Here is a 12,700-nt window from a genome sequence, read left to right on the forward strand (position 1 = left end):
GTTCAGCTCGCCAGTATCAGGCACTACCCGTTCCCAAGTCTGATCCCTGCCGCGCAACACTACGCGTACATTGCCACTGGTACCACGAATCCAACGGACTGCGGGCCGATCGGATTGAACAACCGTGCCAGCCGGAAGTAGTAAGCGCCGCACGCTGCGCGGTGCAGGTAACTTCCGGTCGCCCCACGCGAACAACGTGCGTCCCGCAGCACCGCAGGCGACGACCTGAGCTGCTTCGCGGAGCGTGCGTCGCTCGTCCTTGGAGCACATGATAACCAGCGACGCTCCCGGCTCCAGTCGGATGATGTCACCGTCCTCAAGGCCGGCGCCTACCCGCAAGTCAAGATAGGCGTTGCCATTGACCGGCTTGATCAATGCCTTGCCGGATATCGAGATAACTAGTCCAGCCGCTGATGCTTCGCTCGCCAACGCCAAGCTCGCCATCGCGGCCAACAAGCATTGCCAGATCCTCATCGTGCCTCCTTCAACAGTTGTTCGCGGGCCTTCGCAATCCAACGCGGATCGCTTACCTCATCCTGGGCAGCTGGTTGCGTGCATGCGGCCCACTGGGCCTCCGTCGCAGGCTCCGCTAGGCTGTCCGCGGCAAGCGCCAGCAAACACGCTGCACTTGGGGCACTTTTCCAGCCTAGGCGCTTCGCTAGCGCCATTGCTGTAGATCCGTCAAAACGAGCTAGGTGAGGCAGCTTCAGCATGAGGAAGGCCGCACCGCGATTAATGAGCATACGGTAGCGCACTATGTCGTCTTGCTCATGATCCTGCAGAGCCGGTTCCAATAACATCAGGGCAGCACCTGCGTCGTACTTCTGTACAAGGTACAAACGCGCCAGATTGTTGACGACGAAGTCTGGGGCCTCTGGCACGGCGATGGCGAGCCTATACTGGGCAATGGCGCCTTCAATGTCGGCCTGCCGTTCCAACCCCGAGCCAAGCTGGTATCGGTATTCCCAAGGATCGGGATCAAGCGAAACGGCGCGGCGCCAGCTATCCAGTGCATTGGCCAGCCGCCCAGCGTCGAAGTGCGTCTGGCCCTGCTTTCCGTATAATTTTGCGATGGCCGGTAATGACCCGCGCACTGCCAGCACGGCAACCAGGACGGTGCAGGTACCCAGGATAGCCAGTTGCTGCCACCGACCAATCGGCTGACCAAGCAGCGCAGCCAAGCGCTGGAACGCGCTACGTCCTTGCTCGATGAACGCTGCACCGCCCAGCATGGCAACCAATGCCTGGATCACAATCGCGACGATACTTGTCCAGTCCGGCGCTCCGGCAAGCCAACGKCCGATGGTGTTCGATGTGATCGTCAAGGCGAGACCCCAGCATGTCAATATGCCGAACTTGAGCCATGTGTCATGTGATCGAGCCACCCATCGGGCTGGCGTCCACCACCACTGTCCAAAGCGGCCCCCTCGTGTATCTCGCAAGGCCTCGAATGCAGGCAGCATGCTGGCCGGAGTACGTGCCAACGCTAGGCGCGCACGCCGATCCATCAGTACTATCGATGCCAGTAATCCCTCTGGAGCGTGGTCGGCGTCAAGGACGGTATCTAAATCATCCCGGGCCGATGCGAGCGCCCACGCAGCATGCGCCGTGGGTATTTGCTCTACGGCTGCCACGGAGGCCGAGTAGCGCCTAATGGCGGCTTGGAACGGGTCGACAGAACGCCTCAAGGCGGCCCCACATAAGTGAACGCTGCCCAGTAGAACGGATGGGGATATCGTGCAATAGATGCTCGCATTGCTTTGTGCAAGGCCTGGGCAGGCGCCGCACCTTCTGCAACCGCGCGGTAGAGTTCTCCCATGAAAAATTCCGTGGACGCGTCATCGACGCGCCACAGGCTCGACACGACAGCGCCGGCGCCCGCTTCCAGAAAAGCACTTGAGAGATTGTGGACTGTTTCGTCGCTGCCCACCGTGCCGATGCTGGTCTCGCACCCGCTCAACACGACCAGAGGTTGCCGGCGAAGGTGCTGGCGACGAATGTCGGCGATAGATAGGTTGCCATCGCCACCGCTTTGGCGCATCAGCAGAATGCGAGACAACAGCGGATGGCTCGTGTCCGCTACCGCATGCGCCGAGAGATGCACAATCGCTGCATCAGCGACCCTGCCATGGTAATCAGCAACGCTAGCGTTCTTGATCACGGTTGCGTTGGGAAGGCGCTGCGCAGCGGCTTCGACCTCCGCATCGGCGTAAAGCAGGGGATCGGCGCCGACTGGTGCGGCGGACGACAACAGGACCGCAGGACCAGCCACGCTGCGGCGCTTTTCGCCCAACATTTGAAGTGCCTGGCCGATGCCAAGCGCGGTCGTGATGATCCTTTCCTGCCCCATATAGACATGACCGTTGTGCAAAGCGGCGAATGGCAACAAATTCAGCTCTGCCGATGGCACTATGATCAGGTCTCGCTTTCCAACCAGCTCGCGTACTGGCGTGATCAGTTGCTCATGCAACCAGCCCAGTTCGGGCGGCACCGCGCCATCATCCCAGGCAAACTCTCGGAAGGTGGAGATCTTTCGCGCCAGCTCTGCCGGTTGCACGGCGAGACGCAAGACCCGCCTCGTATGACTGGTGATCGCGAATAGGATCCAGTCGTCTTCCGTCTTGTGATAGAACAGCAAGGCCCTCTGATCACCCAAGGCCGCCTGCAGTGTTGATAGTAACGCAGAGAACGGGGTTTCCATACCGGCGCCTTGACCAGTAGCCAGCTCGAAACTTGTCATGGCAAGGTCAAGTTCATGCATGGCTACAGCAACTGCCTGTTCGTTTTTTACTGTGGGCTCTTGCTCGCGCGTTTGCAAAGCCCTGAACACCTTGTCTCGCGCAGTTGCGAGTGCGGACGTGTCGGCGTCGGCGGGCCTGCGCAAATTCGTGTCGGCACGCTCGCTGACGTCAAAGCGCACGCTGGCGGCGCGTAGTTGTTCGGCTACCGCCAGTGCCAAATCGTCTTCACCAGTCGCCAGATAGTTATTTATTAAAGCATGGTAGATCGGTCGTATCCGGTCGTTCTCTTTCTCGCCTAGTGTCTGCGACTGCCTTACTGCACGATAGCGCCACAGTATTCTGACCGCTTCTTTCAGCAGCTGACGGGCCTGCTGACGTTGCCCCACCGCTTGGCGCAGTACGCCCAGCGAGCCGAGCGTGCGCGCATAGACAAGTGGCTCCGGTGCGTCCTTCAGTATCGCTACTGCTTGCACGAGCAGAGCGATCGCCTTATCGGCATCGTCACGGCGCCACGCCAAGTTCGCCATGGCACTCAACGTGATACCTTCGCCAACGCGGTCGTTGATCACGCGCCGACCTTTCAGCGCGTCATTGAAGGCACGTTCGGCGTCAGCCGGGCGTCCCTGCGCCATCATCAAAACGCCCAAACTGTTCAGCGCTTGGGCGAGTTCGTTGACCATGCGCATTTCACCAAAGAACAAGGCGGCCCGCTGTAAGGCCTGCTTGGCGTCGTCGATCTGGCCCAGCCGGTAATAGGACTGGGCAACCGCCATGTCTGCGCTAGCCATAAGACTCGCATCGGGAGCACTTTGCTGCAGAGCTTGCAATTCCGGATAGAGTGCCAGCACTTGACGGTGCTGGTTGACCCCCTGAAATGCCATCAACAGTGAGTAAGTGATCCAGGCTTCAGCTTCAGGCATCTGGTGCTCATGCGCCCAGGTCCGCATTGGCATCAGCAGGCGAATCGCGGCAGCGTGATTGCCGCGAGTGATTTCGAGGGCTGCCAGGTTATGTGATGCTTCAACGTACACTTGCATGGCGGCACGGCGGATAGGCGCAGGCGCTTCTGCCGGCACCGCCCCGGCATATTCGCGTGCAGATTCGTATCGCCCCGCCGCGAGATCGAGTGTCCCGACGGCTTCGGCCAGCAGCCCCTGTTTGATCGCAATACTACCCAACGTGGCGCGGCGTTGCTCCGGGCTAGCGATACCCGCTGCGATCCGGCTCGCTGTGGCTAGTTCCCGCCGACTGTCGTCCAGGAAGCCCTTGCGAAAAAAGGCATTGGCCAAGTTGGCGTGCGCCGTGGCCGCCTCGCTGGCATGACGCACTGGATCGGCAAGTTCAATTGCTGTGTGGAATGCGGCTATTGCAGCGTCTAAGTTGCCATGACTTCGAAACAGGATGGTGCCAGCGTAGTTTGCCACCCGCCCAGCGACCAGGGATTCTCCTGGCAATTTCAGCATTCCGAATGCGGTACACAAGTTGCGCAGCGATGCTGCGTATTCCCCGTGCTGTTCCGACACTGTGGCTTCCCCAATCAGCATATCGACACTGGTCCCAGCTGGAGCCGCTACAATGCCAGATATGCACCAAGTCGGCTGTTCAACTTGCAGGTTATTCGCTGCAGATGCCATGCAGGCCAGCGCAAAATGCACGCCAACAATGCACTTTCGAGCGGCACGGCCATAACCCGACATTTTGCCTCCGATTGGCGTCGCTATGTACCTGCCATTATAAGTTAAGCCTGAATCGCCACGACAATTGCAGACACTCCAGACCATCGATTGACGATCGCTGCGGCTCGTCAATGCACCATTCTCATCCCTGACTAGATTGGCGTTTTATCCGAACGACGCCAACGAAGGGATGCCATGATCACCAGGTACCACATCACGGCCGGTGCCACTACCACGGCCGGCGGCAAAGTCATGTCGGGCAGCGCATCCAGGAATATCAACGGCGCCAGGATCGCCTGCGCGGGCGATCCGGTATCGTGCCCGGGTTGCCACGCCACCGGCGTGATCGAACTGGACGGGCCGCGTCTCAGCGATCGGTTCGACGGCAGGCAGATGGCACTCAGCGACGACCTGTGCCGCTGCAAATGCAATCCGCCGCCCCGCCTCGTTGCCAATCAGGTCCTGCTCAAGCAGATCATCGACGTGGACTGGGTCGCGGCTTGACAGGCCTGCTCTCCTACCCTACGCTGCGCGGCACCAGGCTTACGGCCGCTACAGACAGACGAAGGGAGATGCATGCGCGCAGCAAGTTTTTGCAGGGTTTGGCTGCGGCCCGTCGCTGTCGCCGGCCTGCTGGCAACGGCGCTGGCGCCGGCACAGGCCGGCCAACTGGACGACATCGCCGCGCGCGGCGTGCTGCGGGTGGGCAGCACCGGTGACTACAAGCCCTTCAGCTACCTGCCGGCAGGTGGCGAGTTCATCGGCATGGATGTGGAGCTGGCGGGCGAGCTGGCGCAGGCGCTCGGCGTGCGGCTGCAACTGGTGCCGACCAGCTGGCCGACGCTGATGGCCGACCTGGGTGCGGACAAGTTCGATCTCGCACTGGGCGGCGTGTCGGTGACGGCCGAGCGGCAACGGCAGGCGCTGTTTTCGGTGCCCTATCTACACGATGGCAAGACACCCATCACACGCTGCGACAACATCGCCCGCTTCCAGACGCTGGCGCAGATCAACCGGCCGGAGGTGCGGCTGATCGTCAATCCGGGTGGCACCAACGAACGCTTCGCCCGCGCCCGGGCGCCGCGCGCGCAGCTGACCGTGTACCCGGACAATGTGACCATCTTCGGCCAGATCGTCAGCGGCGCGGCCGATCTGATGATCACAGACGCCATCGAAACCCGTTTGCRGCAGCGCCTGCATCCGCAGCTGTGCGCGGTGCATCCGGAGGCGCCGTTCGACAGGGTGGACAAGGCGATCCTGCTGCCGCGCGATGCGGCGCTGAAGGCGTTTGTCGACCACTGGCTGCAGCAGCGCCTGGACAACGGCGCCGTGCAAAAGAACCTGGATCGCTGGCTGGCATTCCCATGGGGGCTGGAGCCGTTGCGCCAGGCCATCGACCAACGCCTGCTGCTGGCGCCGGACGTGGCGCGCGCCAAGTGGAATGTGAAGGCCGCCATCGAAGACCTGCCGCGCGAAGAACAAGTCATCGCCGCCGCAGTGCGCCAGGGGGCCGCGCTGGGCCTGCCGGAGGCATGGATACGCAGCGTCTTCCGGGCGCAGATCGAAGCCTCCAAGACAGTGCAGCGCGCGCTGTACCGTCGCTGGCAGGCTGAGGGCGTCGGCCGCTTCGACGACGCGCCCGACCTCGCCAAAACCATCCGGCCCCAGCTGGACCGCCTCACCACCCAACTGCTTCGCGCCATGGCCGACAATCAGGCCGTGCTGCACGACAGCGACCGCAAGGCCGACGTCGCCATCGCCATGGGTGCGCTGCAGGCACGCGCCCTCAACGCGACCGCGGCCGAACAGGCAGTGGCGCCGTTCCTGTCTCCACGCTGACTGCCTCCTCGCATTGAAGCATGGCGCAAGTCCGATACCGACAACGGTCGAACTTGCGCCAGCCTGCGCCACCTCAAGCCGTGCACTTCTCCGCTTCGTACCATCGCCCATACCACGGCTCGAATCGAGCCCAATGAAGTTGGTCAAGTTCTAGCAGGATCTTCCGCCAAGCCATTACTCGCACATCAACGTCCGTGTGGTGCCCCATGCGCAACCGTTTCCTGTCGTTCCTGCTCGCATCACGCTGGGCCAGCGTCATCCTGGCGCTGATGTACCACGTCCGCTTCCTGCTGTTCGTCGACTACGAGGACGTCCACGCGAAAACGGGCCTGGCTAAGCTTTTCTACTTCCTGACCGGGCTCGGCCATGAATCGTTCGCCGTCTTCTTCGTCCTCGACGGCATCCTGACGGGCCTGCTGCTGCCGCGCCACCGGCCCGACGCCCTGCCCGKGCAGGCCACCGTGCTGCGGCAAATGATGGCGCCGTACCGCATCCTCGTACCGGGCCTGGCGCTCGGCGTCGTCCTCGATGCGACGGGCGCGGCGTTCTTCGACGAGGCCGGCCTGTACACCGACTTTCCCGCATTCAGCACGCTGACCCTGGACGGCGCGGCGCTGCTGGGCAATTTGTTCATGCTGCAGCCATTCGTCGTGTCCACGTTCGGCAGCAACGGCATGCTGTACCTGCTGTCTTACCTGTTCTGGTCGTTCATGCTGCTCGTCCTATGGCTGCGCCTGGCACTGCCCGGGCGTCTGCTGCTGCCGGCGGCCGTGGTCGCGCTCGCGCCGCACGCATTCCCGCTGTGGGGCGCGACGTGGCTCGCGGGTGTCCTGGTCGTCCACCTGGGCGCGACGCGCGACGCGCGCCCATCCCTCCCCTTCGCCCTCGCCGGTTTTGCCGTCAGCGTGCTGCTGTCCAGGCTCCTCGGCGCCGATACGCATGCGCTGCCGCCGCCGTTCGGCGCCTGGCTCATCCAGTGCAAATACCTGCTCGTCGGGACGAGCTTCGCGGCCGTCGCCTGGGCCCTGTATCCGGCCCGCGCGCAGCACGAGCGCCTGCGCGCGCGGGTGCTCGTGACGGTGGACACGCCCGCCGCGCAGGCCGCCGCGTTCACCTTCTTCTGCCACTTTCCCGTCATGATGCTGCTCATCGGCATGGCATCGACACTGCTCGACCAGCCCCTGATGCGCCAGCCGGTGCCGGCACGCTACGGCGGATTCGTCGTCCTCGTCGCGGCCTGCCTGGGCACGACGGTCCTCGTCGCCCGTGCCGCCGCCAGCGCCATCGATGCCGTGACAGGGCGCCGGCGCGGCCTTCCCGCGTGAAACTGTCGCGCTAACAGCACAGCCTGAAATCAACTCATTTGCCGGACGGTGCCCGCAGCCGCACCGCCAGGGCGGCGAGGCTGGCCACGACGACCAGGGCCACGATGCCGTTCCAGCCCCATGCGGCCAGCGCCTGGGCGCCGAGCGCGCCGCCCGTGGCCATGCCGACGAACATTGTCGTCATCAGGACCGCGTTCAGGCGGCTGCGGGCTTCCGGGGCGATGCCGTAGACGATGGTCTGGTGGGCGATCATGCTCGCCTGCACGCCCAGGTCGAAGCCGACGGTGGCCAGGGCCAGCAGCACCAGTTGCGCCTGCGTCGACAGGTGCGGCATGGCGAACATGGCGGCGAACGAGACGACCGTCAACGTGGCGGCCACGCGGGTCACCCATTGCGGACCGCGGCGGTCGGCCAGGCGGCCGGCGAACGGTGCGGCCAGGGCGCCGACGGCACCGGCCAGGCCGAACGAGCCGGCGGCGGCCGAACCGAGGTGGAACGGAGCGCCGTGCAGCATCACGGCCAGCGTGGACCAGAACGCCGAGAAGCCGACCGACAACAGGCCCTGGGCCAGCGCGGCATAGCGCAGCGCGCGGTGCTGTTTCCACAGCGCGGCCAGCGACGCCAGCAGGGCCGGATAGGCGACGGTGCTGGTCGGCTTGAACCCCGGCAGGCCGCGGGCCAGAATCGCCGTCGTGAACAGGGCGATGACGGCTGCACCGCCGAACACGGCACGCCAGCCGAGTGCTTCGGCGACGATGCCGCCCACGACGCGCGACAGCAGGATGCCCAGCAACAGCCCAGTCATGACGGTCCCGACGATGCGACCGCGGTGCTCGGCCGGGGCCAGGGTGGCGGCGGCCGGGACGATGTCCTGGGCGACCGTGGCCAGCAAGCCGACGGCGAGGCTCGCGCCCAGCAGCACGCCGAGACTGGTCGCGGCGGCAATGCCCAGCAGCGCGACGGCCAGCAGCAGCGATTTCACGACAATGATGGTGCGGCGGTCGAACCGGTCGCCCAGCGGCGCCAGGAACAGCAGGCCGAGGGCATAGCCGAACTGCGTCAGCGTGGGGATCCAGCCGACCGCTTCGTTACTGGCGTGCAGGTCGGCGGCCAGCACGCCCAGGGTCGGCTGGCTGTAATACAGGGCGGCGACGGACAGGCCGGTGCTTGCGGCGAGCAGGAAAACGAGAGGCGGGGTCAGCCTCGTCCCGATCGGTATGACGGTCGCAGTGGTGTGTGCGATGCTCATGTTGGCTCCTGCGGTGGGTTATGTTGCAGCGCATTATGGAGAAGCGCGACACGGCCGTGTAGCAGCAGCGGACGTCGAACTGCTATACTCCCGGCGTATGAGCACGGACTTTTCAACAATTAATCCCTCTTCGGATCGTATGATGCTGGTGGAGACCTTCGTACGCATCGTCGATGCCGGCAGCCTGTCGGCGGCGGCGCGCGCGCTCGCGACGACGCAGCCCACGATCAGCCGCCGTTTGAAAGCCCTGGAGAAATCGCTGGGCGTGCGCCTGCTGCAGCGTTCCACGCATGCGATGAAGCTGACGGACGACGGCATGCGTTGTTATACGCGGGCCAAGGAATTGATCGCGGGATGGCAGGAATTCGAGAGCGAGATCCGGGGCGCCGTGGATGAGCCGGTCGGCATGCTGCGCGTCGTCGCGCCGCACGCGTTCGGCCAGCAGCAGCTGGTGACGCCGCTGGCGGAATACCTGGCGCGCTATCCGCGCATGACGGTGGACTGGACCCTGCACGACCGCACGCCGGACTTCATCGGCGAGGGCATCGATTGCGCGATCCGCGTGGGCGAGATTCCGGATCCGTCCGTGGTGGCGATCCGGCTGGGGGACGTGCCGCGCATCGTCGTCGGGTCGCCCGCCCTGCTCGACGGCCGCGCGCCGCCGGCGCATCCGGACGACCTGGCGCGCATGCCGTGGATCTCCGTCAGCCATTTCTACCGCGACGAGGTGACGCTGATCCACGCGGGCAGCGGCGAGACGGTGCGGATCGACATCCGGCCGCGCCTGTACACGGACAACCTGTACGCGATGCGCAATGCCGTCGTGCTTGGGGTGGGCGCGGCAATCGGGTCGCGCTGGGCGCTGCGCGAAGAGCTGGACGCGGGCCGGCTCGTGCAGCTCGTGCCGGAGTGGCAGGCGGCGCCGCTGCCCGTGTGGCTGATCTACCCGCCCGCGCGCTTCTATCCGGCGCGGCTGCGCCGGTTCATCGACATCATGCGCGTGGCGGTGCCGCAGGCCTTCGGCGTCGTCGCGCCGAAAGACCGCTGACGCGGTAGGGTGGGCCCCCCTGTGCCCACGCGTGACGTTCGCGTTATGTTGGCGTTATGTTGGCGTTACGCGTGGGCACGGGGTGCCCACCCTACGCTTCGGCCACCTGCGCCTCGGCCAGCAAGGAGCGGATCTCGGGGATGCAGGAACCGCAATTGCCGCCCGCCTTCGTGCACGCCGTGACGGCGGACGCGTCGCACAGCTTGTTCTCGCGGATCGCGATCTCGATCGTCTTGCGGCCCACGCCGAAGCACGAGCACACGGTCGGTCCCGCGTCGAAGCCCTGCTCCCGTGCGCGGCCCGACAGCAGGCCGATGCGGTCGGCCGGCTCCAGCTGCTCCTTGCCGAACATGCTCGCCAGCCAGGCGCGCGCCGGCAGGTCGGCGCGCTGGGCGACGAACAGGCAGGCCTCGATGCGGCCGTCGACGAGGTGCACGGCGCGGTACATGCCGCCGTTCTTGTCTTCCACCTCGATCCAGTCGGCGTCGTCGTCGTGCACGTCCAGCAGGCCGCGCGCCCAATCGTGTGYGTTGGCGAACGGTTTGCGRCCGGCCAGCTCGTAGCGCACGAAGTCCTTGCCCTGCACGCGCGTCCAGTTGACGGCCTCGCGCAGCGGCAGTTCCGTGCGCGACAGGATGAACCCGTACCAGTTGACGCCGAACGGTTCGATGCGCACGGGCGTGTGCTTGAATTCCGGCTCGCCCGAGATCGGGTCGACGGCCGGGTTGACGACGGCGCCCACGCGCGCGTCGGACGCCGTCTGGCCGCTCCAGTGGATCGGCATGAACACGCTGCCGCGCGCGATGCCGCCGCCGTGCTGCACGCGGGCCACCACGGCGCCCCAGTCGCTCGTCACGCGCGCCAGTTCGCCCGCCTTCACGCCGCACAGCAGCGCATCCTGCGGGTGCATGTCGATGTACGGTTCCGGGATGTGCTCGGCCAGTTTCTGCGAGCGGCCCGTGCGCGTCATCGTATGCCACTGGTCGCGCACGCGGCCCGTGTTCAGCACGAGCGGATACTCGCCGCCCGGCAGGTTCGCGGGGGCGCGCGGCACCGTCGGCACGAAACGCGCGCGGCCGTCGCCATGCGCGAAGCGGCCGTCGCCGAACAGACGCGTCGTCGTTTCGCCGCGCGTGCGCACCGGCCACTGGACGGGGTCGAGCGCATCGAATTCGGCCTGCGTCAGGCCGGCCAGGCCGCCGATGTCGAACACGCGGCGGCGCTGGCCCGCTTCCCAGTCTTCCTTGCCGTTCTTGAACGCCGACAATCGCGCGTGCTCGTCGAAGATCTCGTGCGCGGACGTGAAATCGAAACCTTCGAAACCCATGCGGCGCGCAACGTCGCACATGATGTCCCAGTCGGCACGGGCACTGCCCGGCGCGGCCAGGAAGGCGCGCTGGCGCGAGATGCAGCGCTCGGAATTGGTGACGGTGCCATCCTTCTCGCCCCAGCCGAGGGCCGGCAGCAGCACGTGCGCCGCTTCGTTCGTGTCCGTGCCGAGCACGATGTCGGAGGCCACGACCAGCTCGCATTTTTCCAGCGCGCGCCTTGCCTGGTCGGCATCCGGCAGGCTCACGAGCGGGTTCGTCGCCATGATCCACACGGCTTTCACTTTGCCATCCTCGATGGCGCGGAACAGGTCGACGGCCTTCAGGCCCGGCTTGCCGGCGACGTGCGGCGAGCCCCAGAATTCCTGCAATGCCGCGCGCTGGGCCGCGTCGTCGAGGTCCATGTGCGCGGCCAGCATGTTCGCGAGGCCGCCCACTTCGCGTCCGCCCATCGCGTTCGGCTGGCCCGTCAGCGAGAACGGTCCCATGCCGGGGCGGCCGATGCGGCCCGTGACCAGGTGGCAGTTGATGATGGCATTGACCTTGTCGGCGCCCGCCGTCGACTGGTTCACGCCCATCGTGAACCCCGTGATGACTTTCTCGGTGTTCGCGAACATCTCGTAGAAGCGTTCCAGGTCGCCCGCGTCGACGCGGCAGGCCTTGGCCACCTCGGCCAGCGTACCCGCCTTGCGCGCGGCGTCCAGCGCGTCGGCCACGCCGGTCGTGTGCGCCTCGATGAACGCCTCGTCGGCAGCGTGTTCGGCCAGGTAACCGAGCAGGCCGTCGAACAGCCAGACGTCCGTGCCCGGCTTGACGGGCAAATGCAGGTCGGCGATGTCGCACGTGGCCGTGCGGCGCGGGTCGACGACGACGACCTTCAGTTCCGGACGCTCCTGCTTCGCGCGCGCGATGCGCTGGTACAGCGTCGGGTGGCACCATGCGGCGTTCGAACCGACGAGCACGACCATGTCGGCCTGCTCGAAGTCCTCGTAGCAGCCCGGCACGACGTCCTCGCCGAACGCGCGCTTGTGGCCGGCCACGGCCGACGACATGCACAGGCGCGAGTTGGTGTCGATGTTCGCACTGCCGACATAGCCCTTCATGAACTTGTTGGCAACGTAGTAATCCTCGGTCAGCAGCTGGCCGGAGACGTACAGCGCCACGGCGTCCGGACCGTGTTCCGCGATGACGCGGGCAAAGCCCTGCGCAACCTTGTCCAGCGCTTCATCCCAGGACGCTTCGCGCAGCCCGCCCCGCAGTCCACCTTCGTCCCGCAGCATCGGGGACAACAGGCGGCCGCGGTTGCCGAGCGTCTCGCCCAGCGCGGAACCCTTCACGCACAGGCGGCCCTTGCTGGCCGGGTGTGCCGCGTCGCCCGCGATCGCGAGCTGGCCGTCCTGCCCGACCTGGGCGTTGACGCCGCAGCCGACGCCGCAATACGGGCAGGTGGTACGAACGGTGGTGGGGATGACAGACAACTTCATGAAAACTCCT

General features: G+C 65.5%; 9 protein-coding genes and 1 pseudogene. 5 read left to right on the plus strand and 5 right to left on the minus strand.

Translation table 11 applies throughout. The features are described from left to right. The 3 genes from AC1DYX_RS02050 to AC1DYX_RS02060 form a co-directional block, all read right to left on the minus strand. On the minus strand, positions 1 to 474 hold a 474-nt coding region (locus AC1DYX_RS02050; RefSeq protein ID WP_477255789.1), incomplete at its 3' end, for a hypothetical protein. After that, the gene (locus AC1DYX_RS02055; RefSeq protein ID WP_477255791.1) at positions 471 to 1,325 is read right to left on the minus strand and encodes a hypothetical protein; all 855 of its coding nucleotides are present in this window, start codon (positions 1,323 to 1,325) and stop codon (positions 471 to 473) included. The genes AC1DYX_RS02050 and AC1DYX_RS02055, both read right to left, overlap by 4 nt. 359 nt (positions 1,326 to 1,684) lie before the next feature. Then, a complete protein-coding gene (locus tag AC1DYX_RS02060; RefSeq protein WP_477255793.1) occupies positions 1,685 to 4,438 on the minus strand; it encodes a CHAT domain-containing protein in 2,754 nt (917 codons plus the stop codon). Between the two features lie 174 nt (positions 4,439 to 4,612). Here AC1DYX_RS02060 and AC1DYX_RS02065 point away from each other — a divergent pair, with 174 nt between their 5' ends. From AC1DYX_RS02065 to AC1DYX_RS02080, 4 genes and pseudogenes are all read left to right on the plus strand, one after another. Next, on the plus strand, positions 4,613 to 4,921 hold the full coding sequence (locus AC1DYX_RS02065) for a PAAR domain-containing protein (RefSeq protein WP_477255795.1): 309 nt from the start codon (positions 4,613 to 4,615) through the stop codon (positions 4,919 to 4,921). Between the two features lie 72 nt (positions 4,922 to 4,993). Further along, a pseudogene (locus tag AC1DYX_RS02070) lies at positions 4,994 to 5,785 on the plus strand (transporter substrate-binding domain-containing protein); the annotation flags it as partial. A 12-nt stretch (positions 5,786 to 5,797) separates the two neighbouring features. Further along, a complete protein-coding gene (gene aroQ, locus AC1DYX_RS02075; RefSeq protein WP_477255857.1) occupies positions 5,798 to 6,256 on the plus strand; it encodes a gamma subclass chorismate mutase AroQ in 459 nt (152 codons plus the stop codon). 206 nt (positions 6,257 to 6,462) lie between these two features. Beyond that, complete coding sequence (locus tag AC1DYX_RS02080) at positions 6,463 to 7,581, plus strand: hypothetical protein (RefSeq protein WP_477255797.1); 1,119 nt, start codon at positions 6,463 to 6,465, stop codon at positions 7,579 to 7,581. Positions 7,582 to 7,615: 34 nt separating this feature from the next. Here the strand turns inward: AC1DYX_RS02080 and AC1DYX_RS02085 are convergent, their stop codons facing one another. Then, positions 7,616 to 8,830: an MFS transporter gene (locus AC1DYX_RS02085; RefSeq protein ID WP_477255799.1), complete on the minus strand. Its 1,215-nt coding sequence runs from the start codon at positions 8,828 to 8,830 to the stop codon at positions 7,616 to 7,618. 139 nt (positions 8,831 to 8,969) lie between these two features. On the opposite strand from AC1DYX_RS02085, the gene AC1DYX_RS02090 reads away from it, so the two are divergent. Then, complete coding sequence (locus AC1DYX_RS02090; protein ID WP_477255801.1) at positions 8,970 to 9,878, plus strand: LysR family transcriptional regulator; 909 nt, start codon at positions 8,970 to 8,972, stop codon at positions 9,876 to 9,878. A gap of 91 nt (positions 9,879 to 9,969) precedes the next feature. Here AC1DYX_RS02090 and AC1DYX_RS02095 read toward each other — a convergent pair whose 3' ends face one another. Then, entirely contained in the window at positions 9,970 to 12,690 is a 2,721-nt protein-coding gene (locus AC1DYX_RS02095) for a molybdopterin-dependent oxidoreductase (protein ID WP_477255803.1), read from the minus strand. Between the last annotated feature and the right edge of the window lie 10 nt (positions 12,691 to 12,700).

Source organism: Massilia sp. P2_C2, from assembly GCF_056404615.1.